Source organism: Thiosulfativibrio zosterae (assembly GCF_011398155.1).
GTDB classification, from domain to species: domain Bacteria; phylum Pseudomonadota; class Gammaproteobacteria; order Thiomicrospirales; family Thiomicrospiraceae; genus Thiosulfativibrio; species Thiosulfativibrio zosterae.
Window position 1 is genome coordinate 2,570,785 of sequence record NZ_AP021888.1, and the last position, 26,418, is coordinate 2,597,202.

The 26,418-nt window shown below is 45.4% G+C and carries 22 protein-coding genes; 3 read left to right on the forward strand and 19 right to left on the reverse strand.

All coding sequences use genetic code 11. The annotated features are described in order from the left end of the window. The first annotated feature begins 94 nt into the window (after positions 1-94). Positions 95-886, forward strand: a complete 792-nt coding sequence (locus THMIRH_RS11755; protein WP_243831453.1) for an SDR family NAD(P)-dependent oxidoreductase — start codon at positions 95-97, stop codon at positions 884-886. Between the two features lie 90 nt (positions 887-976). Here the strand turns inward: THMIRH_RS11755 and THMIRH_RS11760 are convergent, their stop codons facing one another. Next, positions 977-1,630, reverse strand: a complete 654-nt coding sequence (locus tag THMIRH_RS11760) for a hypothetical protein (protein ID WP_173292278.1) — start codon at positions 1,628-1,630, stop codon at positions 977-979. Positions 1,631-2,004: 374 nt separating this feature from the next. Between THMIRH_RS11760 and THMIRH_RS11765 the strand changes: the two genes are divergently transcribed. Continuing rightward, positions 2,005-2,157, forward strand: coding sequence for an EAL domain-containing protein (locus THMIRH_RS11765; RefSeq protein ID WP_279585849.1), 153 nt, complete (start codon positions 2,005-2,007; stop codon positions 2,155-2,157). 111 nt (positions 2,158-2,268) lie between these two features. After that, the gene (locus THMIRH_RS11770; RefSeq protein ID WP_173292280.1) at positions 2,269-2,493 is read left to right on the forward strand and encodes a hypothetical protein; all 225 of its coding nucleotides are present in this window, start codon (positions 2,269-2,271) and stop codon (positions 2,491-2,493) included. A 78-nt stretch (positions 2,494-2,571) separates the two neighbouring features. On the opposite strand, the gene THMIRH_RS11775 is transcribed toward THMIRH_RS11770, so the two are convergent. The 18 genes from THMIRH_RS11775 to THMIRH_RS11860 form a co-directional block, all read right to left on the reverse strand. Continuing rightward, positions 2,572-5,421, reverse strand: a complete 2,850-nt coding sequence (locus tag THMIRH_RS11775) for an EAL domain-containing protein (protein ID WP_173292281.1) — start codon at positions 5,419-5,421, stop codon at positions 2,572-2,574. A gap of 36 nt (positions 5,422-5,457) precedes the next feature. Then, positions 5,458-7,764: a YgiQ family radical SAM protein gene (locus THMIRH_RS11780; RefSeq protein ID WP_173292282.1), complete on the reverse strand. Its 2,307-nt coding sequence runs from the start codon at positions 7,762-7,764 to the stop codon at positions 5,458-5,460. Between the two features lie 155 nt (positions 7,765-7,919). Further along, a complete protein-coding gene (locus THMIRH_RS11785; protein ID WP_173292283.1) occupies positions 7,920-9,875 on the reverse strand; it encodes an ATP-binding protein in 1,956 nt (651 codons plus the stop codon). 59 nt (positions 9,876-9,934) lie between these two features. Continuing rightward, positions 9,935-10,759: a molybdate ABC transporter substrate-binding protein gene (gene modA, locus THMIRH_RS11790; protein WP_173292284.1), complete on the reverse strand. Its 825-nt coding sequence runs from the start codon at positions 10,757-10,759 to the stop codon at positions 9,935-9,937. Between the two features lie 109 nt (positions 10,760-10,868). Next, the gene (locus THMIRH_RS11795) at positions 10,869-11,174 is read right to left on the reverse strand and encodes a hypothetical protein (RefSeq protein WP_173292285.1); all 306 of its coding nucleotides are present in this window, start codon (positions 11,172-11,174) and stop codon (positions 10,869-10,871) included. Between the two features lie 2 nt (positions 11,175-11,176). Further along, on the reverse strand, positions 11,177-11,338 hold the full coding sequence (locus tag THMIRH_RS11800) for a hypothetical protein (protein ID WP_173292286.1): 162 nt from the start codon (positions 11,336-11,338) through the stop codon (positions 11,177-11,179). Continuing rightward, positions 11,338-12,168 (reverse strand): NADPH-dependent 7-cyano-7-deazaguanine reductase QueF, encoded by an 831-nt coding sequence (gene queF, locus THMIRH_RS11805; protein WP_173292287.1) that lies wholly within the window; start codon positions 12,166-12,168, stop codon positions 11,338-11,340. The genes THMIRH_RS11800 and queF overlap by 1 nt, the downstream gene beginning before the upstream one ends. Before the next feature lie 84 nt (positions 12,169-12,252). After that, positions 12,253-13,116, reverse strand: coding sequence for an ORF6N domain-containing protein (locus tag THMIRH_RS11810; protein ID WP_173292288.1), 864 nt, complete (start codon positions 13,114-13,116; stop codon positions 12,253-12,255). A 13-nt stretch (positions 13,117-13,129) separates the two neighbouring features. Next, complete coding sequence (locus THMIRH_RS11815; RefSeq protein WP_173292289.1) at positions 13,130-13,528, reverse strand: hypothetical protein; 399 nt, start codon at positions 13,526-13,528, stop codon at positions 13,130-13,132. 24 nt (positions 13,529-13,552) lie between these two features. Beyond that, positions 13,553-14,332, reverse strand: coding sequence for an HvfC family RiPP maturation protein (locus tag THMIRH_RS11820; RefSeq protein ID WP_173292290.1), 780 nt, complete (start codon positions 14,330-14,332; stop codon positions 13,553-13,555). Then, positions 14,325-15,155, reverse strand: a complete 831-nt coding sequence (locus tag THMIRH_RS11825; protein ID WP_173292291.1) for an HvfB family MNIO-type RiPP peptide maturase — start codon at positions 15,153-15,155, stop codon at positions 14,325-14,327. The genes THMIRH_RS11820 and THMIRH_RS11825 overlap by 8 nt, the downstream gene beginning before the upstream one ends. Before the next feature lie 50 nt (positions 15,156-15,205). Next, positions 15,206-15,514, reverse strand: coding sequence for a type II toxin-antitoxin system PemK/MazF family toxin (locus tag THMIRH_RS11830; RefSeq protein WP_173292292.1), 309 nt, complete (start codon positions 15,512-15,514; stop codon positions 15,206-15,208). Next, complete coding sequence (locus tag THMIRH_RS11835; RefSeq protein WP_173292293.1) at positions 15,508-15,747, reverse strand: AbrB/MazE/SpoVT family DNA-binding domain-containing protein; 240 nt, start codon at positions 15,745-15,747, stop codon at positions 15,508-15,510. The genes THMIRH_RS11830 and THMIRH_RS11835 overlap by 7 nt, the downstream gene beginning before the upstream one ends. A 175-nt stretch (positions 15,748-15,922) precedes the next feature. After that, positions 15,923-16,255 (reverse strand): HvfA family oxazolone/thioamide-modified RiPP metallophore, encoded by a 333-nt coding sequence (locus tag THMIRH_RS11840; protein ID WP_173292294.1) that lies wholly within the window; start codon positions 16,253-16,255, stop codon positions 15,923-15,925. Between the two features lie 69 nt (positions 16,256-16,324). After that, positions 16,325-17,623, reverse strand: a complete 1,299-nt coding sequence (locus THMIRH_RS11845; RefSeq protein WP_173292295.1) for a TolC family protein — start codon at positions 17,621-17,623, stop codon at positions 16,325-16,327. Beyond that, positions 17,623-20,781 carry an efflux RND transporter permease subunit gene (locus tag THMIRH_RS11850; protein WP_341829832.1) on the reverse strand — a complete coding sequence of 1,053 codons (3,159 nt, stop codon included), beginning with the start codon at positions 20,779-20,781 and terminating at the stop codon, positions 17,623-17,625. Before THMIRH_RS11850 ends, THMIRH_RS11845 begins: the two co-directional genes overlap by 1 nt. Positions 20,782-20,787: 6 nt before the next feature. Next, on the reverse strand, positions 20,788-22,050 hold the full coding sequence (locus tag THMIRH_RS11855; RefSeq protein ID WP_173292297.1) for an efflux RND transporter periplasmic adaptor subunit: 1,263 nt from the start codon (positions 22,048-22,050) through the stop codon (positions 20,788-20,790). A 270-nt stretch (positions 22,051-22,320) separates the two neighbouring features. Continuing rightward, a complete protein-coding gene (locus THMIRH_RS11860; protein WP_173292298.1) occupies positions 22,321-26,418 on the reverse strand; it encodes an EAL domain-containing protein in 4,098 nt (1,365 codons plus the stop codon).

Below are 26,418 nucleotides of genomic sequence, written 5' to 3' on the forward strand. Positions count from 1 at the left end.
CGGTTAAGGATTGACAATTATTGTACAACAACGCGCAATTAATTATACAATTTGTATCATAGTCGTATAATATAAAGCCAACTGAGGATCGAGCATGACCCAAGCACAAAATTCAGCAGCGCTTAATCAAACAAAACCCTTTACAGCCATGGTGTTTGGGGCCAGTGGTGGCATAGGTCATGCCATGGTGTTAGAAATTCTAAAACAACACCCAGACGCCACCGTTTATCGGTTTGCGCGGCATTTAGAGCGTTTAGCCCCGCTAAACCCAACCACGCCTGGTCAAATTTTGGATGTTTTGTGGGATTTAAACGCCCCTGAAGCCTTGGCAGAAACGCTAACAGAACTGTCTAAACCGCAGGCAAGTGCCAAGTTAAAGATTGATTTTATTTTCTTGGCGAGTGGTTTTTTACATGATGAAACACAGCAACCTGAGAAGTCTTATCAACAGCTCAAACCCGAAAATCTCATGCGCAGTTTTGCCCTGAATGCGGTAGGGCCAGTGATGGTGTTACAAACTTTGTTACAACACCTAGATTTAAAACACCCTTGTAAAATGGGCGTATTGTCTGCCCGAGTTGGCAGTATTAGCGATAACCGCAAGGGCGGCTGGCACAGCTATCGTGCCAGCAAAGCGGCTATGAATATGTTGCTCAAAAACCTAGCCATTGAGCTACAACGCAAACGCGCGCCCATCACTTTAGTAGGCTTACAACCTGGCACCACCGATACCGCACTGTCTAAACCCTTTACCAAAAACCTAACCAACGACCAACTACAATCGCCGGCTTTTACGGCAGAAAATTTATGGCATGTACTTCAAGAACTGACCCCAGAAGACAGTGGTCAGCTATTTGACTTTAAAGGAGAAAGTTTTGAACCCTAACTTTATAGAAACCATAACCCAACTCACCGAGTTATTCTTAATGGCGACGGGCTGCGTTTTGCTGGTGGCTTTTGGCTTTTATGGTACGGATTAGATTTTTTTAGCACTATCGGTCATAAACTCATTCATAGTAGAAGTAATATGTTTTTCAAACAATTTGCCTGCATAATCTTGAGTTGATGATATGCTTTCTAACTTACTGCGCTCATGATCAACACTATCTTTAACATTAAATGATTTCTCAAAAACTAACTCATTATTACGAGTATTAATTAATGCATAAGTAATATCAAAATCTGCCTTGATAGTATATTCTGAACTGCCTAACCCAAATGTTATAAGGCCTTTCCCAAAGCTTGCTAACGCATCATAATCAGCATAACTAGGGCCATGTTTATCATGTGCAATTATTGAAATTTTCAAATTATAGTCACCATTGGCTGGGACAACTTTTGATGAGACAGGTAATTGCTCTTCCATGTAAACCCCAATCTTAGAAAGTGTGTTTGCAGCAGCCACTGAAAGCTCCTGATCTTTAAGAGGCTTTAAAGCGAGCTGCTCTCCATCAGAAAAGACACCAGGACGTGGTTGTGAATAAAATATTTCATAAGAAAAAGATTTATTCTCAAAACCTTTGTTACTCACTTTTGTTAAAGCTTTCATTTCAATATTTGCATGAGTAGCACACCCTGACAAGAAAGCAATGCTCAGAACACCAATCAAAAATATAATTTTTTTAACCATTTTTTTCTCCAAAATTTATATATATCTTTAGCTTAAACTAAAAAAATATATTTTAACTGATTTTGATATTAAGATTAATTTTTTATAAGGATATAAATTTATTACGACTTTTAAACGTTTTTTTTAAAATTTCAAAACCCTAACAACAAATAATTTAGATATAATTGCGAATTTTTAGTTTAAAAGACAAGTGTCATGACGCAATATTTACTGAAAGTTGCAAAGCCAAGCAAATTCAATTTGCATTAAACGACTTTGGCTCCGGCTTTTCATCTATCTCTACTTAAAAATTTGCCATTGCAAACTATCAAAATTTACCAAAGCTTTGTGCGCTACTGGTTCGACCAAGAAAAAGATATTTAAATTTTGAAAACATGATTGGTCTTGCTAAAACAATGAATAGAAAGGTGGTTGCCGAACCTGTCGAAACAGAGGCTCACGGCACAACACTTATTAAAATGGGCTGCCATCTTGGACAAGGTTACTTTATTGCCAACCCCATAGAACACCAGCGTATTCCAGAGTAGATTAAAAGCTGGCAAGCCCCAGAATCTTGACGCGCCTTCAGTTAAAAGCAGGCTCACCAAATTCCAAAGCGCTATTTCCTTTGACGGTTAGGTGCGCGTGAGGATTTAGGTTTGTTTGCACCTGATCCCGCTGGCTTATTAGCAGATTTATTGGCGTTTTTATTAACTGGTTGGTTTGATGGTTTACCTTTGCCATTTGCAGGTTTGGGCTTGCCATTATTGGGTATAGGCTTGCGTCCTTCCTCGGTAATTTTGGTCAAAAACTTTTGCGTGCTGTGCTTACGCCCGGTGCGCGCGCCTTCACCACACGCTTTACCTGTGCCCAAGGGTTGGTAAGTTGTCGTTTGGCATCTATTTAAGCGCTTAAATTCCACTTAAACAATCCACCTTACGACTTGCGTCTTTTAAGGGTGCCTAAGATTGAATATATAAGCGTTCAAACTCTTCGGCTCTGAGGGGTTTGGCGAACAGATAGCCTTGGCCATAGTGACAATTGCGCTCTTTCAACAAATCCAATTGTGCTTGGGTTTCTATGCCTTCGGCCACCACTTTTAATTTGAGTTTTTCACTCATGGCGATAATGGATTCTACAATCGCTTTGTCGTCTTCATCGACGGCCAAATCTTTAACAAACGAGCGGTCTATTTTGAGCGTGCTGATGGGAAAACGCTTGAGGTAACTGAGGGATGAGAAACCAGTGCCGAAATCGTCAATCGCTAGCGTTATGCCCAATTCACGAATGGCGTGCATGGTTTGAATGGCTTGTTCAATGTTGTCAAACAAACTGGTTTCGGTGATTTCTAATTCAACACGCGCCTTGTGAACACCGCTTTCTTGCAAGGCTTGCTGAATAACCTTGATGAGCTTTTCATCTTTAAATTGTTGCGTCGAGAGGTTAATCGCAACTTCTAACGAGCGATTGAGTGCTTGTGACCAAATCTCCGCTTGCCGACAAGCTGCCTGTAAAATCCAAGCACCGATAGGCAAAATCAAGCCGGTTTGTTCGGCAAAACTGATAAATTCGATGGGAGTCAACACGCCTTTTACTGGATGATTCCAACGAATAAGGGCTTCCATGCCCACTAAGGATTGGGTTTGCAAACAGATTTTGGGTTGATAATAAACCTCAAACTCGTGGTTTTGAGTGGCTTTTTTCAATCCGGCCTGTAATTCGATATAGTGATTGGTTTGATCTTGCAGCGCTTGTGAAAAGAATTTAAAGTTATTGCGGCCGGCATTTTTAGCCGAATAGAGTGCTAAATCTGCAAATTTGGTGAGCTCTTCCACGCTTAAAGCATCATTGGGAAAGGTTGAAATCCCGATACTGGCGCCCACCGTTAAAGAGCGGCCTTGAATGCTCACCGGTGCTCGAAGTTCGGTGATGATTTTTTGCGCAATTTTAGAGGCGGTTTCAAACTCGGTGAGCTGCGGCAAAATAATGGCAAACTCATCACCGCCTAATCTGGCCACGGTATCACTGCTACGCACCTGCTGTTTGAGGGTCTTGGCCACCAATGCCAGTAACTCATCACCCGCATCATGACCCAAGGAATCATTCACCAGCTTAAAGTCATCCAGGTCTATAAACAACAGGGCTATTTGGGTGTTTTCGCGATGATTGTGCGCCATCTCGTGGGTAAGTCGGTCTTTAAACAGCACACGGTTGGGAATGCCGGTTAAAGCATCGTAGTAGGCAATGTTTTTAAGCTCAGCTTCGATATTTTTTTCGGCGGTAATATCGTGCATGATACCGACATAATGGGTCACGACTTTTTGGGCATCTTTAATTGCTGAAATACTCAACCATTGCGGAAACGCTTGACCGTTTTTTTTGTGGTCCCAAATTTCGCCAGACCAGTGGCCTGTGTCGGTTAAAAACTTCCACATTTTTTGGTAAAAAGCATCGTCATGTAACCCCGACTTTAAAAATCTAGGGCTTTTATTGAGCAGTTCTCTAGCGGAATAACCGGTAATTTCCGAATAGGCAATATTCACTTTGGTAATGATGCCTTGGCTGTCGGTGACCAGCACACCTTCGTTGGTATGGTCGATGATTTTCTGCGAGAGCAAGAGTTCATTTTCAATGCGTTTGCGTTGGGTGATGTCAGTCAGGATAGACCCGATGGCGTAAACACTGCCACTGGCATCTTTGAGCGGAAATTTAGTGGATATAAAAGTGAATATTTTGCCATTTAAAGTGATGGCAATTTCGCTTTCAACGCTTTGATTTTGATTTAAAACTTGCGTGTCGGCACTTAACAATCCTGCCGCAATGGCGGTTTCAAATAAATCATTTGCGCTCTGACCATAAACCTGCGTTTTATCGAGTCCAAATAAACGGCAAAATGGCTGGTTAACCACCATGTATCGCCCATCGGTATCTTTTAAAGAGATGATGGAAGGACTGTTTTCAATAATGCCAGAGGTTAAGCTACGCTCGCGCTCTAACTCTCTGGTTTTTTCGGTAAGCTTTTGCTCGTTGATGCGAATTTCTCGGACACTGTCGAAGTAGAGCCTTAAAAAGAAAACCAAAATCACCACATAGGCAATCAATCGCAAAACATGCCATAGCCACCAGGTGGCATCCCAAATCAATGAAAAATGAAACAATAAAGCAGCCGCACCAAATAAAAGCGTATGGTTGGCCAAGAGCGCTCGCTCAAAGACATCTGTGGTATTTTGCTTTTGCATAAAGTGAATGGCCGCTAAGATAAACCCAAGACCGCCAATAAAATTAAGCACTTCAGCCGTGCCACTGAAGTGGCCATCACGAATCATCTGCGGAATCCATTCAGGAAAGACAACCGAACCTATGCCCACCGTCACCGCGAACAACGACATGATCCAAGGCGCTTTATTAACAGCTGGCAGCTGCGCGTAACGCACCGGTAGCACAACCAAGGCAAAAGTTACCCCACCGACAAAGGTTGCCAAACTGTGGAGCCAAACAAAGGCATTACCCGCTGATATCCCTGCATGAAATCCATCCAACAATCCCATGCCCATCAAGGTGGTGGCAACCCAAATATACCTAGGGCAAAGGCGTTGGTTGTTGCGCATGGTGATAATGAACATGGCCAAAAATAAGGCCGAGAAAGACCCCATACTTTCCAATAAGGCATGGAACGGCTCATTAACCCATTGCGCGCTATCAAACAGTTGGTTTAAAACCAGCGCCCCCGCCACAGGTATCACCAGACTGGGTACGATAATTTTGAACCAAGTGCTGAAAACAGACTCTGTTTTTGATGCGGGGTTAGTCATATTCTATTCTATGATCCTTTCGCCTTATGCCCTTGATTAAGGGCGTTTGGGCGGGCGATTGCCTCTGGTTTTATTCACTGGCTTGTTACCAGATTTGTTGTCTGGTTTGTTGGCATTTTTATCAGCGGATTTATTGGCAGACGGATTGACTGGCTTACCCTTGCCTTTGCCAGGTTTGGGCTTGCCTTGATTGGGTAAAGGCTTGCGCCCTTCCTCGGTAATTTTGGTCAAAAACTTTTGCGTGCTGTGCTTACGCCCAGTGCGCGCGCCTTCGCCACCCGATTTACCTGTGCCTAAGGGCTGATAAGTGGGCACCAAATGATGTTTACTGTTACCAATTAAATCCTCACGCCCCATGGCACGCAAGGCTTCACGCAGCAGCGGCCAGTTTTCGGCATCGTGATAGCGCAAAAATGCTTTGTGTAAACGGCGTTGTTTAATCCCTTTGGGGGTAAACACTTTCTCGTCTTTATCGTCACGGTGAATTTTACGCAAAGGGTTTAAATCGGTGTGATACATTGCCGATGCCAACGCCATAGGGCTGGGTAAAAACGCCTGCACTTGGTCCGCTCTAAAGCCGTTGGTTTTGAGCCACAAGGCCAAATTCATCATATCCTCATCGGTGGTGCCGGGATGGGCGGCGATAAAGTAGGGAATTAAATATTGTTCTTTGCCCGCTTCTTTGGAGAACTTTTCAAACATCTCTTTAAAGCGGTCATAAGTGCCTATGCCCGGCTTCATCATTTTAGTCAGCGGGCCTTCTTCGGTGTGTTCTGGGGCGATTTTGAGATAACCGCCCACATGATGCGTCACCAATTCTTTGACATACTCAGGTGTTTCAACCGCCAGGTCGTATCGCAAGCCTGAAGCAATCAACACTTTTTTAACGCCAGGCACTTCACGCACTTTACGATACAGCTCTACCAAAGGCATTTGGTCGGTGTTTAAATAACGACAAATGCCAGGATGCACACACGACAAACGCCGACAATTGCTTTCTACACGCTTGTCTTTACAGGCCAAACGATACATATTGGCTGTGGGGCCACCTAGGTCGGAAATAATGCCGGTAAAGCCTTCTACGCTGTCACGAATTTCTTCAACTTCTTTGATAATCGAGGCTTCTGAACGGTTTTGAATAATGCGCCCTTCGTGCTCGGTAATCGAACAGAAAGTACAGCCTCCAAAACAACCACGCATGATATTGACCGAGAAACGAATCATGTCCCAAGCCGGAATTTTGGCATCACCATAAAACGGATGGGGTGCGCGGGCGTAAGGCAAATCAAATACGCTGTCCATTTCGGGCGTGGTCAGTGGAATCGGTGGCGGGTTAATCCAGACATCGCGATTGCCGTGACGCTGCACCAAAGCGCGGGCATTACCGGGATTGGTTTCTAGGTGAAACACGCGTGACGCATGGGCATAAAGCACTGGGTCGTCACGCACCTGCTCAAACGACGGCATACGAATCACGGTTTTATCACGAGGATGATTACGCGGAATTTGCAAAGCGACTTTCACCACTGTGACACCGGCTTTTTCGTCTTGAGTTTGTTGCTTATTGGTGGCACAACTTTCTTCGGTGACCATTTCATAAGGATTCAAAATGGGGTCAATTTTGCCGGGGGTATCCACCTCGGTGGAATCCATTAAAATAAAATCTTCAGGAATCGCTTTCACCGGAAACACCGTGCCACGAATGTCTTTCATGTCTTTGGGGTGTTCGCCTTTGGCACAACGATGCGCCACTTCAATTAAGGCACGCTCGGCATTGCCGTACAACAAAATATCGGCTTTAGAATCTAAAATAATCGAACGACGCACCTTGTCTGACCAATAATCATAATGGGCAATGCGGCGCAAACTGGCTTCAATACCACCAATCACAATGGGCACATCTTTGTAGGCTTCTCGACAGCGTTGGGTGTAAATCATCACTGCGCGGTCAGGGCGTTTGCCGTGTTCATCATTAGGGGTGTAGGCATCGTTATGGCGAATACGGCGGTCAGAGGTGTAATGGTTAATCATGGAATCCATATTGCCGGCGGTGACCCCAAAAAACAAATTCGGCTTGCCCAAAACTTTAAAGGGTTCCGCCGATTGCCATTCGGGTTGAGCGATAATGCCCACACGAAACCCTTGCGCTTCAAGCGCGCGACCAATCACTGCTGCACCAAAACTTGGGTGGTCAACATAGGCATCGCCACTGACCAAAATAATGTCACACGAATCCCAACCCAGCGCATCCATCTCGGCGCGCGACATGGGTAAAAACGGTGCCGTGCCAAAACGGTGAGCCCAGAATTTACGGTAAGAATTGATATTAGGTGCGCCAAGCATAGGAGTATCCTGAAAAAGGTTTTTAAAATAACCTTAAATTATACCACTGCTATGACCTAGCCATCAGAAAAGCTATATAACCTTATGATTTTTAGGCGAAATGCGCCCTAAAAACAACCAGGCCTGGTTATTTTTAGGCGGTTTTTGGGCACTTTTTAAACATTTTCTGGCGCGGGTGCCAAGAAGGTGCTGAGGTGTTGTTTGAGCAAGGCAATATTGAGGGGTTTGCTGAGGTATTCATCCATGCCGGCGGCTAAGAATCTTTCGCGGTCACCTTTCATGGCATTGGCGGTTAACGCAATGATGGGCGTGTGTTTTAAATGATTTTGTTGCTCATATTGGCGAATATGGCCACTGGCAACGATGCCGTTCATGTTGGGCATATTTTCATCCATCAAGATGAGATCATATTGCTGTTGTTGCACGGCATCGATGGCTTCAACACCATCGTTGGCGATATCAAAGGTCAGTTTGAGTTTGCGCAAAATGGCCGACATGAGTAGCTGATTGGTTTTGTTGTCTTCCACCAATAATAGATGGCCATGAAAAGTTTCTGGCGCGGCCATGGGTGCTTGCACCTGTGCAATGGGTTGCCCTATGTCTATGGGTATTTCAAAGTAAAAACAACTGCCTTTGCCCACTTCGCTTTCTACTTTGAGTTGCCCGCCCAACATTTCAACCAAACGGGCGCAAATAGCCAAACCTAAGCCTGTGCCGCCATATTTGCGCGTGGTTGAAGCCTCTGCTTGCGAGAAGGCTTCAAAGATTTTGCTTTGTTGGTCGGGTGAAATACCTATGCCTTGGTCGATGACTTCAATTTTTAATTGCTTGTCTTGCGGATACGAAATATTTAAAAACACCGTTTTGCCTGGTTCAGTAAACTTGATGGCATTGGACAGCAAATTGTTCATGATTTGTTTTAAACGCAACGAGTCGCTGTGCAATACCGGCGGCAAATTGGCCGCTATATCCACTTCAAGGGTGATATTTTTTTGCGAGGCATGGGCTTTAAACAATTCTGCGGTCGAGTTAAAGGCTTCAAAAGTTTCAAAGTCCACCTTGTCTAAATCGAGTTTATTGCTTTCGATTTTACTGAAATCGAGAATGTCGTTAATAATGGCGACCAAACCATGACTGGACTGTTCGATGGTTTTGAGATAAGTCATTTTTTCTGGGTCAGTTTCTTTGGCGCGCAACAACTGAATAAAACCAACAATGGCATTTAAAGGCGTGCGAATTTCGTGCGACATGTTGGCCAAAAAATTACTTTTACTTTCGGTCGCCTGCAAGGCACGGTCTTTTTCAACATCTAACTCTTGCGCCATCTGCTGAATGTGTTGACTGATCCAATAAAAAAACATTAATCCCAGCACAATCACCATCAAACTGAGCCCGATATAACGTAAAAGATATTGGTGTTTTTCGGCCTTAACTTGCGCTTTTAGGGTTTGTAAATACTGCACCTGTTCATACACCACACGATTGGTGTTTTCTTGCAAACGGTCAAACATGGGCACCGATTGTTTGAGCAACATTTTATTTTGCTGGATGCGTTGCGCCAATAAATCGGACTTGGCCTCTTCATCAATCAAGTCATACATTAAGCTCAAGCTGTCACTGATTTCTTGTGCCTTAAGTCGAATACTTTTAAGCTTGGGGATTAAATCAATGCGTAAGATGTTGTATTGGCTATTTTGAATGGGGTTGTAACTTAAGGCCAAACTTAAGTCATCTTTATCGGGCAAATTCAGGGAAATCACATGGGTAAAATCACCGCCCTTTTCCAACAAAGCGACCAAATGATGAATTTTAGCGATTTCGTCATCTATTTTTTTTAAGATGCTTTCGCGGTGTTTGACATTATTAGCAACCGTCAGCTCATAAAACTGCATTTGCATGCTGTTAACATTATGGTTTAGGTCGTTACCCAAAATGCCCTGCACCTCGGCATTGGCGATTTGCTTGTCTAGGGCGTTGGAATAACTCATATAACTGACATACAACCCGGCTTGCAAACTAAAACCCAACACAAAAATGAGCAACAACAGCCACAATTTGGCGCGCAGTTGCTTGGGGGTGCTGGTGACATGATCAGTAGCGTTAGTAAACATAAGTCAAAATGCCATAGAGTTGTGATTTATAAGGTTGATTTCAGTTGGATCAATGCTGGCTATTTCTGATGGGCAGCTTGCCATTCTGCCTCATTAAAAAAACCATAATCTTTCATAATCTTTAAGCCTGCTGCTGACGCGGCAAAGTCCATAAACTGCTGCGCCTCGGCAGGATGTTTAGAAAAACTCAGCCCACTGATTTCTAAGCGTCTGGGTTGCGCCAAATCATCTGGCAGTTCAATGGCCTGCACATAAGGTTGGTTAGCTTCCCAGGTGGTAGTGGCTTGCCAGTTGATAGAAATATCGGCTTCTTGGTGTTTAAAGGCCTCATTAATACGGCGCGAATCGGTGGCGATATAGGTGGCATTTTTATAAGCGGCTTCTTCTAAGCCGACTTTCTTAAGGAGTTTTTGAGTAGCTTGACCGACACTGCCTGACTTAGGGTCACATAAGATCACACTAAGTTTGGTGTCGGTTAATTGTGCTAAGTCTGCGGTGAGATTTTTGGGATTGCCTTTCGCCACCACCAACGCCATGCGGTTAAAGCCTAAAAAAGCGCGTTGGGTGAAAAAGCCATCGGCTTTATTTTTGTCATAATAAGCGGTTGAGCCAGGCAAATATAAATCCCCTTTTTGGCTAAACTTAAGGGCCTCATATAAATCTTGCGAGCCACCTTGGGTAATGATCACCTTAATGCCGGTGTTCGCCTCAAAGGCTTCCGCCATTTTCTTAAGGGGCGGCACCATGGTAATGCCACAATAAAGCAACAATTCTGGTTTGTTTTGGGCTGTTTTATCCTCAGAACTTTGGTCACAGGCGCTTAAACCTAAGGCACTGGCAGAGGCTAAAAACAGCGTATTAAGAAGGTGTCGGCGTGAAAACATGAACTGCAAATCCCGTGTCATCTATGAGTTAATCTGCTTATTCTAAACCAAAATAAGGCTTCATAATTTATTCAATTTGTTCTTTTTAAAGTTGAACACCTAAAGGATATTAAGTGGGACGCTTGCCATTTGGGTTGGGGCGTAGAGTTAACAGCTCTTCAACTTCATGCTGTTCAAACCCCTCAGCAAACGCCAATTGCGCTAAAAGATTGGCTCGACTTTGCAACTCGGCAGGATGCGTGCCATTTTCAATGGCTTCTTCAAGCGCTTCTGAGAGCATATTTAAAATATCGGTCGCTTCTTGATGGTCAGTAAAATTTTTAGTTTGCAACCGCAAAGCATTCACATCAAAGCGTTCTAAAAGTTGCTTAGCCTTGAGGGCATTTTTGATATTTAAAACCGCCGCTTCACTCATTTTTAACTCACTTTTTTGCGCAAAATATAGCGCGGATTATGTTGATAAAGGTCATCCCAGCCTTCATCGGTTCTCGGCGATGACGCTTGTGGCTCGTAAGGGGTTGTGTCTAAAACCCATTCATAACCAAACAGTCCAAATAGCCCGTTAAGCAACCGCAACATTACTGACGCACCGTGCGGCTGATGTCAAATTCATCTTCAAAATTGGAGCGATACGGATTAATATCTAGCCCGCCACGGCGCACATAACGCGCATAAACCGTAAGTTTTATGGGGTTGCAGTGGCTCATCAGATCGGTAAAAATTCGCTCGACACATTGCTCGTGAAACTCATTGTGCTCACGAAACGAAATCAGGTATTTCAGCAAATTCTCATGATTGATTTTCGGCCCCTCATAACGAATCACCACCGACCCCCAATCCGGTTGCCCTGTGACCAAGCAGTTGGATTTTAGCAAGTGGCTGTTAAGCGTTTCGCTCACAAAAGAGCCATCGGTGGTCAACACCTCAGGCGTCAACGCATAACTGTCAACGCGAATATCCAACTCATCCAAACACTCGCCTGGCAAATGACCGATTAGGGTTTCCTCGTCATTCACGCTGCGAAATTCTGCAAACACATCACCACCGGCCGCCGCCGACAAGTCGGCCTCCATCAAGGACAACACCGCCTCTGGCGAAGAAAACTTGGTGCCGTTAAAGGAGTTTAAGTACAACTTAAAGGACTTAGATTCAATTAAATTGGGACAGTCTGCCGGAAAACTAAAATCGGCCACCATCACCACGGGCTTACCCTTGGGGTTTAACCAAGACACCTCATAAGCCGTCCAAATATCCAGCCCATCAAATGGCAAATTATCTAAGCGAATACCCAACTCATCACGCTTTTCTTGGCGCGGAATGGGAAACAGCAAACTGGGGTCATATTGATTGCAATAATGGGTACTCTGCCCTAGCAAACTCTTTTCAGCGGTATTGGTTTTTTCAGTCATGGGTTTTATCCTGGCACATCAAAATTATGCTACTCGATTAGATCATACAGCTCTGACCTAACGCCTAAATTCTCTTTTTAAATCCTAATCCAACGCCAAATACTGGATAAAAAACTTATCCATCTTAGAAAAGCCAAACAGCTTTTTTCCCAAGTCTTTTAGGCTGGCACCAATCAAATAGCAATGCTCATCGTCTAAAATCAAAAAACGATCATGAACCGTTTTCAGCTCTTTAACATTAATTGGGCTGTACTGGCTATTGTATTTAGCAATATCTAAAGCCAGCTGTTTGCTAATAGACTGGGTATAAATGGTAATTTGTGCTTGTTGATTTTTGCTCAACAGCGTTAAGGTTGTTTCATCAATATAATTATCTATAAGTACAATTCGCTGTTTAGCACTTCGAATTAAATCACTGACAAAGGCATAAGCATCAAATATTTGGCCATTGCAAAATATGCCCTGAACAGGCGTTGGCTGTTTTGACTCTAGAGCATCTAAAATGGCATCAACTTTGGTGTCGGTGAGATATTGTTTACGCTCTATGGCGTCCATGCGCTCAAACAGTAAAGCATTCTGATTCATAAAGCGTCGCATGGATACAAAAGTTTCAATGATTCTGATGCTCATGGCAATCGCGACATCACTTTTCAGCACTGCGCTCAACATCGACACGCCCTGTTCGGTAAAAGCATAAGGTAATGCGCTAGAATGTTTTAAGGAATCGAACCGGTCGCAATTTGCGACCAGTTCATTCTTTTCTTGTATCGTAAGCTGAAACCTAAAGCTATCAGGGAAACGAGCCAAATTTCTTTTTACTTGCTCGTTAAGGCGTTTAGTATCAACACCATACAATTCCGCCAAATCACGATCAACCATGACTTGGGCGTTGCGAATGTTAAAAATTCGACTTTGAATACTCAGGTCGTTGACATTTATTTCATTCATAATAGCTAACTACTTATCCTGGCACATCAAAATTGCGTAAGGCTGTGCGATAAGCATTTAATGGACTGAGCAAGGCGTCTGCCACAATCATGGCAAATCCTAGCCAATGGTAAAAGGACGGTTCTTTGCCTTCGGTAAACCATAAGTAACTCAATAATCCTGTTGCCAAAACCAAAGACAAAACTGCCCAAAACTGGTCCAGAAAAAAGCCCATGGCACCGGTATCACTCGATTTAAAAATTTCTATAAACATAATCGCCACGGCAAAACCAATAAACACATAGCCGGTGGTTCCTGTCATTGGCAGTTCCAAAAACTCTGCACCCAGTAAAAATACGATTAGCAACAACATCCACGGAAAGCGGCTTAATAGGGTTAGGGTTGAACTAGATGACACTTTGACTTCACTCATACATTTTCCTTTGGTCGTTTGAGGTTATTCTACAAATCCTAATAAATTTTGTTCGATAAATTGCTGCAAAATCGGCTCAGCAAAACCTTGTAAATCTTCCAGCGGCTGACCCACTTGCGCTGCTAAGGCGCTCAATACTTGCGCTGCCGTTTGGGTTTGGTTGTCCATAAAACCTAAGAGCATTTCATACAAAATAGGCGACAACACCATTTGCTGTACCGCATCTTCATCATCCCTAAACACCAATAAAAAGCTCGGCCATTCGGGCTTGTCACGCATCACACTCGCCTGCATTTCATGCACTGGCCATTCATAGGCCAAGGGCCAAGCCACCGGCGATAATTGATACACTGCCTGCCAATCTAGCAAACAATCCTCATCATTCAACGGCCCTTCTTGCGGTTCAATACTCACTGCCAACTCCACCCATTCGTAATGCGCCAACTCTAGTAAATAGGCAGGGTCATCCGCTGTGGGTTGATATTCGGTTTGCAGAAAGGCCAAAAACTCTTGCCCCAATTCATGGAACAAGGGCGTTTGCGCGTGATGTTGTTGCATAAATGCGCGCACGAGCGCTTGGCAACGCTGCTCGCCCAATTGTTTGGATAAGATGGGAAACAGGCTGTTAAAAAACCCCAGTAGATTGTTAAAAAACAACGCCTGATAAATGTCCAAACGGCGTTTTTCTGGGGTAAATTTAACCAGGCCTGGTTGTTTTTGGACTGAAAAATCGACTTTTTCAGGGGCGCGAATCGCTTGGGTAAAAGCGTTTTGCAGTTGTTGAAACGCGGGCAACTTATTCATGCGCGCTTCTCCAAGCCTGTTGCGCTTGTTGAATCTGTGCCACTTCTTGCATCAATTCAGGCAGGGGCGGAATGTTAAAATCACGCTCTAACAAGGTGGGTTGCAAGCCGTGTTTTTCATAGGTTGCGTCCAACAAATCCCAAACGGCGGCTTTAACCGGCTCACCATGGGTGTCTATTTTTAAATCGTCGGCCTCATCAAAATGGCCAGCCATGTGCAGATATTGAATACGCTGCGTTGGCATGGCTTGCATAAAACTCAAGGCATCATAGCCGTGGTTAATGCTGTTCACATAAATATTATTCACATCCAGCATCAGGCCGCAATCCGCCTCAGACAAGACCGCATTCACAAACTCGACCTCGGTCAGTTCCGTGCTGGGCATCAAGTAAAACGACACATTCTCAATCCCCAGCGGGCGCTCCAAAATATCCTGCACTCGGCGAATGCGCTCGGCCACATAATGCACCGCTTCTTCGGTAAAGGGAATGGGCAACAAATCATACAAATGCCCTGAGTCGCCGCAGTAGCTGAGGTGTTCGGTATAAAACAAAACCTCATGCTCGTTTAAAAAACCTTTTAACTCATGCAAATAAGCCTCGTCCAACGCACGTGGCCCGCCCAAATCCAATGACAAACCATGACACACAAAAGGATAACGCTCCGACAAGGTTCGCAACTCGCGCCCCAAACGACCGCCAAAACGCAACCAGTTCTCGGGGGCAACTTCTAAAAAGTCGATTTTGAAATCGGGATTTGTGAGGATTTCCTCAAAAAAATCGCGTCGCAACCCTAATCCAGCACCTTGAATACTTTGACTCATAAAACTCCGCTCAACTTCTTAATTCCAATCACTCCAACCTATTAGGCATATTAGGCAAACATTTGTAGCAAAGTTTTGTGCCAAACTTCCAAAGGAATACTGCCCATTTTTTTTGTTAACCGCTGTTTATCAACCGTGCGCACTTGGTCAAGCAAAATTCGAGCTGACTTACCTTGAAAAGTCCATTCTGGACGACACCCTAATGACTGACCTTTAGAAGTAATAGGCGCAATAATCACTCTGGGTAAAACTTGATTCATATCATCTGGAGAAATCACCAAGCAAGGGCGTGTTTTTTGAATTTCAGAACCTACCGTTGGGTCTAAACAGACCCAATAAACATCGCCTCTTTTTACCATACCCAATCCTCTTCTTCAGAGGGCAAGTCCGACATCTTTGCCAAGGGTTCATCATCTTGAGTCACATCATAGCCATCAAACCAACCTTTGCGAGGCGTGGCCACGGGTTGAATTAACAAGCAATTGTCTTGCACCGTCAGTTCAACTTCACTTTCTATTTGTAATTGATTGAGTAAGGCAATTGGAATAATAATACCTTTAGAGTTACCGATTTTTCGAATGGTTGCTTGCATATCTCGCCCCGAAGTAATAACAATGTTAAAACAATCATAGCGGATTTATCAATAAAAACAACCCTGACAATTCAAGAAAAATCATTAAAACGCAAAAGGCAGGAGCTTGTCCTGCCTTTTTGGGTTTTAAAGCGGTTTTAGGAGAATTTAGTGTCGCTTCAAGGATGGGCAGGCTTTAGCTTTGTCCACCGCATTTGCCTTCTTTCATTTTAGCGCCGCACTTACCTTCGTCTTTCATTTTGCCACCACACTTACCTTCGTCCATTTTGTGGTCATGATCGTGGTCGTGATGTTCGTCTTTTTTGCCACCGCACTTGCCTTCTTCTTGCATTTTGGCACCGCATTTTCCTTCACCACACTTACCTTCCATGGCTGCAAGTTGCTGTCCTTGACCAGCGATTTTTTGAAAACCAAAAGGGTTTTCAGAGGCAAGCGCTTGGCCGGTTGCTAGGGCAGCAATGCCAGCGCCGGCCATCTTTAAAAAGTTTCTTCTAGATTGATTCGACATGGCTGTCTCCTTTGTGGTTTAAATGGTTATTCAAAATAAGTTTAAACAAAAACCAACCTAAATGCTTGGTTATTTTTTATCCGTCTCTGGGTGCGCCAAATTGTTCACATCCAATCGTCCTAAAGCCCAAAGCATTGTCAGTTGGTCGAGTTGGATTTGCGCTTGTAATGTCGGCAGGGCGCGCTGCGCAGCATACAACCGACTTTGAGCACTCAGCACTTCTAAAACAGAACGCGAACCGGTTTTAAGCCCTTCTTCTGCCGCCTTAACTGCCTGTTGATTGGACACCAGCGCCGCTTGCAATGCTTGTAATCTGGCTTGCCCGGCCTGCAAAGCCAACCAAGCTTTTTGAGCGGTGGTATTGAGTTCTAACTGTTTGGCCTGTTTTTGCGCCAATAACCCTTGAGCTTGTGCTCTGGCACCCGCAATTTTGGCATCCGTGGCGCCCCCCAAATAAAGCGGCAGAGTTAATAACACCCCGCCGCGCACGCCCTGCATATCGTCATAAAAGTGTTGCTGGCTGTCGTTATACACATAAGCGCCAAACGCATTCACCTGCGGGCCATCTTGTGTCTTAAGTTGGGTTTGCTCATGGCTTTTGGCTTGCCATAAGGCTTGCAAAACTTGCACCTGAGGATGTGATCCCAACAAGGTTGGCCATTGCGCTGGTGGATAGGCATCAGGTTGAATGGGCAAACTGTTTAACTGCGCCAAAGCGTCTGCCGAAATAGGTTCGCCAAGCAAGGCTTCTAAATCAGCCAAGGCTTGGGCTTGTTGCTGTTGCACAGCCAGCCAAGCGGCTTGATTATTGTCGGCTTGCGCCTGCATTTCGACCACATCATTTAAGTCTTGATAACCCACTTGAAAACGCTGTTCTACCTGCGCCAAAGATTCACGAATGGCTTCGCGCTCTTGGGTTAAGTATTGAAATTGCGCTGCTAAAATGCGCTGTGCCACCACTGCTTTTGCCAAACTCAGCAGCAGTGTTTGTTGCTCTGCTAAAACCTGCGCCTGTTGCGCTTGGGCTTGCCAATCGGTGACGGTTTGTTCTGCACTTAAGTTTGGCGCATAGAGCGGATAGGTTGCCAGCACTTGATTGGCGGTGCGTGCAAAGTTGTTTTGTTGCATCCAAGCATAACTGAGTTCGGATTGCAGCTTCACTTGTGGCTGATTTTTAGCCGCCGCATTGGCTTGCTGAGCTTGGGCCCCAGCGGTTTGCGCTGCCCATAATTGACTGTCGGGATGGTTTGCCAGGGTTTTGCTTGCTAAGTCTTGCCAAGTAACAACGGGGGTTTGCGCCCAAAGCGTGGCACTGAAAACGCCCGTTAATAAGACAACTCTGGATAACACGCTTTTAAAGCTCAACATCAACGCACCTCGGCTGGCAAGTGTCGCCCATAGCGCACATAGGTGATGAGCGGAATCAACAACATAGACACCAAAGGCGCACTGAGCATACCGCCTAACAGCGGGGCAGCGATATGTTGCATCATTTCGAGCCCCGTGGTGTTGGTGGTGTAACCGGTGATAAAAATGGGTAGCAAACCTAAAACAATCACGCTGACCGTCATGGTTTTAGGGCGCAAGCGCAATACCGCACCTTGCATAACGGCACGCTGGCAATCTTGACGGGTATTGAGTTGCCCTGCTTGTTTGGCCTCGGTGAGGGCTTGGTTTAAATACATCAGCATGACCACCCCAAATTCTGCCGCCACGCCCAATAAAGCAATCATTCCCACGCCAACGGCTATCGAATAATCAAATCCTAAGCCCCACAAAACCCAAACAGACCCCAAGAGTGCAAAGGGTAAAACACCTAACACCAGCAAAACATCGCCGAAATTTTTAAAAATAAAATACAGCAAAATCACGATTAACATCAGTACCAAGGGCACCAGTTCGGTGAGGGTTTGTTGGGCTTTTTGAAAAGACACATACTGCCCCGCCCAATCCACACTCATGCCTTTAGGCAAGTCGAGTTTGTCGGCCAACACCGCTTGGGCATTTTCCACAAACTTCAGCAAATCAACGCCCTCGTGCAAATCAACCAACACCCAAGCATTTAAACGCGCGTTTTCCGATTGAATCATCGGTGCGCCCAGCCGAATCTCAATATCCGCCACCTGCCCTAATTGCAACTGCACCCCCATATCGCTCACGATGGGCAATAAACGCAACTGCTCAACCGAGTCGCGCCAAACTTGCGGATAGCGCACTTGCATACTGATGCGCTCGCGTCCTTCCAGCGTTGTGGCCATCACTTGACCACCCACTGCGCTGGCAATGATTTGATTAATCTGCCCCACACTTAATCCATAACGCGCCGCCTCTGCACGATTGGGCGTAATGTCAATATAACGGGCACTGGCCGCCCGATCTGAAAACACCGAACGCACCCCTGCCAAAGGCTTAATTAAGGACTCAACCGTTTGCCCGAGTTTTTCAATGTCTGCCAAATCATCACCCGAAATCTTAATGCCAATGGGAGTTTTGATGCCGGTGGACAGCATATCTATCCGAGTTTTAATCGGTTGCACCCAAGCATTCGCCAAACCTGGAACTTGCACCGTTTGATTGAGTTCTTGAATTAAATCTGCCAGCGTTAAGCCTTCACGCCATAAGGATTTATCCTTGAGTTGAATGGTGGTTTCGAGCATGGTCAAAGGCGCTGGGTCGGTCGCACTGTTTGCACGCCCAACCTTGCCAAAAACGCTTTCCACCTCGGGCAGGGTTTTAATCAGGGCATCGGTTTGTTGCAACAGCGCGGTGGCTGCGCCAATTGAAATGCCCGGCAAGGTGGTCGGCATATAGAGCAAATCGCCCTCATCCAGTTTTGGCATAAACTCCGAGCCGATTTTTTGCCCAGGATAAAGCACACTTGCCATCAATAACAGCGCCAGCAATCCCGTGGTTTTTGGCCAATTTAAAACCGCTGTCAGTAACGGACGATAACCAGCTTGCAAAAAGCGATTGAGTGGATTGTGTTGCTCATTGGGGAGTTTGCCACGAATGAAAAAGCCCATCAAAACTGGCACTAAAGTAATGGCCAACCCAGCGGCCACCGCCATGGCTAGGGTTTTGGTGAGCGCTAACGGGCTGAACAATTTTCCGGCTTGTTCTTGCAGGGCAAAAATGGGCAAAAAACTCAGCGCAATAATCAGCAAAGACAAAAATAACGGCAAACCGACTTCGCTGGCGGCCTTGGCAATTAGCCGCCAGTGCTCGGCGCCCTGCGCCATAGTGCCGGTTTGTTGATGGTGGGCTTCAAGATGTTTGTGGGCATTTTCAATCATCACTATCGCCGCATCCACCATGGTACCTATGGCAATCGCAATACCGCCCAAGCTCATAATATTGGCGGTCACCCCCAGGTTTTCTAGCAGGATAAACGCGCCCAAAATCCCCAACGGTAAAGACACGATGGCCACCAATGCCGAGCGAAAATGCAATAAAAACACCCAACAAACTAAGGCGACCACCAGCATTTCGAGCCACAATTTATGGGTGAGCGTGGCAACCGAATCTTGAATGAGTCCTGCGCGGTTATACACCTCAACCAATTCCACACCCGAAGGCAGGCCTGGTTGAATTTGCGCGATTTTTGCTTTCACCGACTCAATCACTTGCAGGGCATTTTCGCCAGCACGCATCACCACTATGCCACCAACCACTTCGCCTTCGCCATTTAAATCCGCCACGCCACGGCGCAATTCGGCACCCATTTGAATCTGTGCAATATCTTTAAGCAATAAGGGCGTTTTGTTTGCACTGATCACACCAACGGGCACGGCTTCTAGGTCAGACAATTGCGTAACATAGCCTTTGACCGACACCCGATATTCTGCCTCACCCTGCTCAATCACTGACGCACCCAACGACACGGCGCTTTGTTGTAAAGCGGTTTGCACTTGACTCAAAGAAATGCCATAACCCCGCAGCAAGTTGGGATCAACCACCACTTGATATTGGCGCACAAACCCACCCACTGCCGCCACTTCGGCAACCCCAGGTACGGCTTGCAATTCGTATTTTAAAAACCAATCTTGCAGACTGCGCAACTGTGCCAAGTCATGTTGCTGGGTTTTATCCACCAAGGCATATTGATACACCCAACCCACACCCGAAGCATCTGGGCCTAAAGCCGGTTGCACATTGGCAGGCAGTTGGCCTTTAACTTGATTGAGATATTCCAACACCCGCGAACGCGCCCAGTAAGGGTCGGTGCCTTCTTCAAACAACACATACACATAGGAGTCGCCCATCAGTGAGTAACCACGCACCGCTTTGAGTTTGGGTACAGACATCATTAAACTGGTCAAGGGATAGGTGACTTGGTCTTCGACCACTTGTGGGGTTTGCCCGGGATAAGGCGTTTTGATAATGACTTGCACATCAGACAAATCGGGAATGGCATCTAGCGGAATCTGTTGCCAAGATTTCCAGCCCCAAACGCCGAGCATAATACTCATCAGCAACACCAAAAAACGGTGTTGAATACTGGCGTGAATCACTTGAGTTATCATCATCTGCCCCTAGTGATGGTGCGCAGCATGATCTGCGACACCATTGGATGACGAGGAGGACGCAGCGGGCGCTTGCAGACTTTGCAGATTTTTTTGAATTTGGCTTTCCGAGTCTAATAAAAACTGCCCCGAGGTGACGATGCGATCGCCTTCGTCCAATCCAGACTCAATTTCAACCAGGCCTGCGGTTTGCATACCGGTTTTCACCGTGACCACTTGAAATTGACCATCTTTAAAAGCCTTAACCACTCGGGTTTCTCGACCATCATCAATCACCGCACTCAACGGAATTGCCAACACATGGCGTTTAGGGCCGCCATAAATAATCACCTGCATCAATTGATTGGGGCTGAGTTCATTGGCGCGATTGTCAAACGGAATGCGCACTCGCGTGGCTTGGGTGCGATAGTCTAAGGTGGGGTAAATATAGTCAATCTCACTTTCCCAGTTGGCTTTGGGCAAACTGGCGGTGCGCAAATCAACCGTTAAGCCTTTTTTTAACCAGGCCTGCTGTAACGGCAAGACTTCAGCCACTATCCACAACTGTTTTAGGTTGGTTAAGCTCATCAATTCGGTTTCGGGTTCAACATACATACCGTTTTGCACCACCAACTGTTCCGCCACACCCGATTGTTCAGCGTAGATGGGAATTTGATGAATCGGTTGTTTTTGTTTGGCAATTTTGGCTTGCGTGGCCTCATCTACGCCCAACAAGGTTAAACGCGTTTGCGCAGAATTGACGATTGATTTGGCGGTGAGTTGGGCGGCTGATGAAGTGGCGCGTTGTGCATTTTGCAGGGCTAAAATATAGTCTTGTTGCGCACTGACGATTTCGGGAGAATACAAACGATACAGCAGCTGACCTTTTTCAATAAAGTCACCATCATTGCGCACCCCCAAATCACTCACCCATCCGGCAGAACGCGGGTGAATGTGAATCACACGAGTTTCGTCTGCTTGCACACGCCCAAAGGTTTCGATGTATTTCCACAAGGTGGTTTTTTGCACTTGAGCCGTACGCACGCCAAAGCCTAGTTGCGTAGCACCCGAGCCACCTTGCACACTCAAGGTGGGCGCTTGCTCAGAGGCTTGAATGTCTTGCAACACCAAATCCATACCGCAAATCGGGCAAGTGCCTTCGTGGTCTTGAACCACTTGTGGGTGCATAGGGCAAACGAATTGCTTCGAAACTCCCAAACTGGGTAAATTGTCTGCCGCTAGGCTTACTAAAGGCAACCCTGCCAGCACCCAAACACACAGTAATCGAAACATGACACAGCCCTCGTAGCAATTGCCCTTTGGAATTAAAGCCGGCTAAAGCCAGCGCCCCAACGCTTGTCAAAAATGATCTCAAAATGATCAAAATGCTGGGGCGAAGGCTTTAGCCTTCTTATTCAGAAAATAACAGCAAGAAATTTAGTTTAAACCAAAGGTTGCCTAAAACGGAATCAAACCTATTTATCAAGGGTTAAGGGAAAGTGAAAGGTACCTTGTAAACAAACTTAAAAGATTGTTTACAAATTGTTTAACGGCAATAAATAGTTAGGGCAGTTTTATGGCAACCGCTTCCAGTGCCGCCAAAATGTTATCTCGCATGACTAAAAGCTCGCTCAAATGAGTTTGCACTTTTTCAGAGTCTTTCTGGCGCACCATTTCTACCAATTGATTAGCCTTGGCATGAATTTCCAAGTGCTGAAGATGAATATCGTTAAGGAGCTGTCGATTGATTTTTTTGTCTAATAATTTGGGCGACTGCAAACTAAACCACTCGCCAAATCGACAATGGACGGCATTTAACTCCGGCAATTTGCTTGAAGCTTCGAGCACCCATTTTTGCAACTGATCCACCCAAATTCGATGCTCAATCATGGCAATCAATAAAGAGCGCCCTGCTCGAGAAAGCGGGGAATTATTTGCCCAACTGGGATCAGGCTCCCAGGTTTCAATCCATTCAACCACCGCTTCGGCGGGCATAGGACGGCTGATGGCATAACCTTGCACCAACTCATAGCCCAGTTGCTGCAAGATTTTGCAATGCTCAGGGGTTTCGACCCCTTCGGCGATGACTTGATGGGCAAAGGCCTCACTCATCCCCAAAATGGCTTCTAAAATACTCAAACTTTGCGATTGTTCTAACAAGGTTGAAATAAAAGTTTGATCCACTTTTAACTCATGTACCGGCAAGTCACGCAGATAATGCAACGACGCATAACCCACCCCAAAATCATCAATCGCAAAATTTACCCCTAAAGCACGGGTAGCCATAATCACACTCGAAATTTGTTTGATGTCTTGTAACGCTGAAGACTCTAAAATCTCTAGCGTTAAAAAGCTGGGGTGAATTTGCGGAAACTCATCTAATAAGACTTTTAAATGAGACACAAACTCGGGATGCTCCAGCGTCACGGCATCCACATTCACGCTGACACGCATATCCGCAAACACCGAAATGCTGAAATCTCTAGGGTCTTGCACCATTTTTTGCAATAAAACATCGGCAAAGTCTGACGAGCTATTGCTAAACTTTTGCCAAACCAACATCTGCTTTAATACGCTTCTGATGACCCAAAAACTCATTTTAATTTTGACTTCTGGGCTGGTAATGCCCTCCAAAAAATGTTGTGGCGTTAAAAAACCCTTGCGCGGATGTTGCCACCGAATAAGTGCCTCAAAAGAGTCAATTTTGCCTTTTCTTAAATTCACTTTAGGCTGGTAATACAAGCAAAATTCATGGTTATCTAAGGCCGCCGACACTTCTTTGGATAAATTACCCTCATTAATCACATTGGAGAAATGGTCTTGGAACACCACCACTTGGTTTTTGCCCAAGTTTTTCGCCCGATACATGGCTTGATCGGCTTGTCGAATCAGTTGATCAGCATCTAAATCATTGAGCATATCAAAGGTTAGGTGCGAATCGGTTTCTGGGGCGTAAAAACTGATCCCAATACTCACCGACACCTGTAACTGAGCGCCTTCATAATGCACCGCCACCAAGGTTTCTTCTAGGATGCGTTGCAACAAGCCTTTGACTTGCTCGGCGCGCACTAGGTCGACAATGACCAACACAAATTCATCCCCCCCTAAACGGGCAATGGTGTCCTCGGCGCGTAATAATTTTTGAAAGCGTTTAGACAAAGCCACCAGCAAATAGTCGCCCGCTTCATGGCCATAGGTATCATTCACCTCTTTAAAGCCGTCCAAATCCATAAACCCGACCGCCAGCATTTTGCCATTGCGCTTAGCGCGTGCCATGGCTTGCTCCAAGCGGTCGGTGAGTAAAGTGCGGTTGGGTAGTTGGGTTAAGGCATCATAATGGGCAATTTTTTCAAGCGCGGCTTGTTGATTTTTTTGGGTCGAGATATCCGAAAACAACCCTATATAATGGGTAACATGACCCTCGGCGTTTTTAACGGCACTGATGTGCGCCAACTGTGGATAAACTGCGCCACTTTTATGGCGATTCCAAATTTCGCCTTTCCAAAAACCTTCATCAAAAATTTCCTTCCACATTTGCGCATAAAAAATGGCATCTTGGCGACCCGAGCTGAGTATGCGAGGATTTTGCCCCAGCAACTCTTCACGACGATAACCGCACATTTTTAGGTAGGTGGCATTCATTTCCACGATGTTCACCGAGGCATCGGTCATCACTATCCCTTCTTGGGAAAACTTAAAGACATTGGCGGCTTGCTGCAGTTTTTGCTGGTTACGCGATATTTGTAATAACCGATAAACCTCATTGCCTAAGAGCTGTACATCTTCAACATCTTCAGCGTTATAAGGTTCTGGTTTATTGGCAACCCCCAACAGCATCACCACCTGAGACTTATCAAAAACCGGTACTGTTAAAAACCGCTCTAACTGGGCATGCCCTTCTGGAAAGCCTTTTTTATGGTCGCTGTGCGCCGATTCATAATCATTGACCATGATGGCGCGCTTTTGACGCACACAATCTGCCCAAATGCCCGCGTCTTTGAGCGGATAATGCATACTCATCTTATCCATGTGGCAATAGGTTTGAAGCGTGCGGCGTGACCAACTCAATAAATGAATCGTGTCGGTGGCTTCTTCATAGCCATGGATAAAAGACGCTCCACTTTGGGTTAAGTCTTCTAAACGATCCAACATGGCTTGTAAAAATTCGGCTTCATTATGTTTTTCCAGCCAATAGGGTAATTCCAAAAACACGGCATCTCGGTCGGCTTTGCGTTGCAACGCCATTTGTTGTTGCTTGGACTGGGTAATGTCGGTATGAGTGCCAGACATGACTAAGGGTTGGTGTTGCTCATTCCAAACCAACACTTGCCCACGATCTAACATCCAGCGCCAGGAGCCATCTTTATGGCGCAAGCGCACTTCAATATCCATAATATTTTTGGCACCGCTAAAGTGTTCCGTCAAAGCCTGTTGCACTCTGGGCAAATCATCGGGATGAATCAGTTCAAAAAAAGTCTCCACATGCGGTTTGAGTTCAGTGAGCTCATAACCCAAGGACGCCGCCCAATAGTAATTAAAACAAACCTCGCCCGTTTCTACTTGCCATTCCCAGGTACCTGATTGCGTGGCTTCAATAAAAGACTGCACCCTTTCAGACTCTTGTTTGGCTTTTTGCGCGGTTTTTTTCAATTTAAAAGACAACCAGCCACTGAGCACCAGCAAAACCAGCACCAAAATCGCCGCTGCCAAGGCCGCCTTAATTTCCAAAGCATACACCTGCCAAAAAGCTTTTAAGCTAAACTCGGGTTTCACATCAAACGGATATAAATGTAATTCTCTTAAAAGGGTTTCAAACGACAAATAATCCAAAGCCGGCACAAACCCTGCAATGCCGGCGGCTTTGGCGGCTGGGTCACTGGCTTTTAAATTAAACAAGGCAACCGATAAGGCTTTGATATCTTTATCCGACACATGAGATAAGGCAAAAAATGGCCATTCGGGGAAAAGGTCGGTAGAGAGTAAAAAAGGAAAACTGCCCAATTTTTTTTGATTGAGCACTGTGATGTCCGCAGGCGTTAGCTGCCCTTGCTTAAACCAACTTTCTAAAATACCGGTGCGCACAAATCCTGCTTTGGCCACGCCTTCTAGGACTGCACGCACCACATCATCGTTATTGCCCACCGTTATAAAAGAGATGGCTTCTTTGTTAACACCTTGATGAAAAAGCTCATATAAAGGGATTCGATAAGCACCGGTATTTGAAAAACCAGGCACTGCCACGGTTTGTTTTTCTAACTGCTTTAGCGTTTTTAACCCAGCATCTGCACGCGTAAAAATAACGCCCCCTAAGCTAGAAACCGCTTGTCCGTGATGCAAGGTTTGCACCGTGGCGATTGCACCGCCTAAACTATTTTCGTAGCGAATAATTTGATACAGACTGGGGTTAGTAAATAAGAGGTCAAATTGGTTTTTGTGAATCGACTCACGCAATTCTTTGGCGGGTAAAACTTGATAATTGATGTGGATGCCTGGCAAAGCAGCATTTAAATAGTCCACCAAAGGACCATATTTTTGATGCATACTGGCTTCGTCTAAATGGGCGTAAATACCCAAATTAAGCGTGCGTTCGGCAACACTTAACGAGCTTATGCCCATTAATGCCAGTAACAAACCAATTTGCATCAACCTCTTTAAATACAA

Excerpts from the sequence above, each read along its gene's own strand:
- THMIRH_RS11765 (WP_279585849.1), top strand. The coding sequence starts at position 2,005 with ATGATTGGTCTTGCTAAAACAATGAATAGAAAGGTGGTTGCCGAACCT.
- queF (WP_173292287.1), bottom strand. The coding sequence starts at position 12,168 with ATGACTGAAAAAACCAATACCGCTGAAAAGAGTTTGCTAGGGCAGAGT.
- THMIRH_RS11815 (WP_173292289.1), bottom strand. The coding sequence starts at position 13,528 with ATGAGTGAAGTCAAAGTGTCATCTAGTTCAACCCTAACCCTATTAAGC.
- THMIRH_RS11855 (WP_173292297.1), bottom strand. The coding sequence starts at position 22,050 with ATGTTTCGATTACTGTGTGTTTGGGTGCTGGCAGGGTTGCCTTTAGTA.
- THMIRH_RS11830 (WP_173292292.1), bottom strand. The coding sequence starts at position 15,514 with ATGGTAAAAAGAGGCGATGTTTATTGGGTCTGTTTAGACCCAACGGTA.
- THMIRH_RS11775 (WP_173292281.1), bottom strand. The coding sequence starts at position 5,421 with ATGACTAACCCCGCATCAAAAACAGAGTCTGTTTTCAGCACTTGGTTC.
- THMIRH_RS11820 (WP_173292290.1), bottom strand. The coding sequence starts at position 14,332 with ATGAATAAGTTGCCCGCGTTTCAACAACTGCAAAACGCTTTTACCCAA.
- THMIRH_RS11760 (WP_173292278.1), bottom strand. The coding sequence starts at position 1,630 with ATGGTTAAAAAAATTATATTTTTGATTGGTGTTCTGAGCATTGCTTTC.
- THMIRH_RS11825 (WP_173292291.1), bottom strand. The coding sequence starts at position 15,155 with ATGAGTCAAAGTATTCAAGGTGCTGGATTAGGGTTGCGACGCGATTTT.
- THMIRH_RS11840 (WP_173292294.1), bottom strand. The coding sequence starts at position 16,255 with ATGTCGAATCAATCTAGAAGAAACTTTTTAAAGATGGCCGGCGCTGGC.
- THMIRH_RS11795 (WP_173292285.1), bottom strand. The coding sequence starts at position 11,174 with ATGAGTGAAGCGGCGGTTTTAAATATCAAAAATGCCCTCAAGGCTAAG.
- THMIRH_RS11785 (WP_173292283.1), bottom strand. The coding sequence starts at position 9,875 with ATGTTTACTAACGCTACTGATCATGTCACCAGCACCCCCAAGCAACTG.
- THMIRH_RS11755 (WP_243831453.1), top strand. The coding sequence starts at position 95 with ATGACCCAAGCACAAAATTCAGCAGCGCTTAATCAAACAAAACCCTTT.
- THMIRH_RS11850 (WP_341829832.1), bottom strand. The coding sequence starts at position 20,781 with ATGATGATAACTCAAGTGATTCACGCCAGTATTCAACACCGTTTTTTG.
- THMIRH_RS11845 (WP_173292295.1), bottom strand. The coding sequence starts at position 17,623 with ATGTTGAGCTTTAAAAGCGTGTTATCCAGAGTTGTCTTATTAACGGGC.
- THMIRH_RS11780 (WP_173292282.1), bottom strand. The coding sequence starts at position 7,764 with ATGCTTGGCGCACCTAATATCAATTCTTACCGTAAATTCTGGGCTCAC.
- THMIRH_RS11800 (WP_173292286.1), bottom strand. The coding sequence starts at position 11,338 with ATGTTGCGGTTGCTTAACGGGCTATTTGGACTGTTTGGTTATGAATGG.
- THMIRH_RS11835 (WP_173292293.1), bottom strand. The coding sequence starts at position 15,747 with ATGCAAGCAACCATTCGAAAAATCGGTAACTCTAAAGGTATTATTATT.
- modA (WP_173292284.1), bottom strand. The coding sequence starts at position 10,759 with ATGTTTTCACGCCGACACCTTCTTAATACGCTGTTTTTAGCCTCTGCC.
- THMIRH_RS11810 (WP_173292288.1), bottom strand. The coding sequence starts at position 13,116 with ATGAATGAAATAAATGTCAACGACCTGAGTATTCAAAGTCGAATTTTT.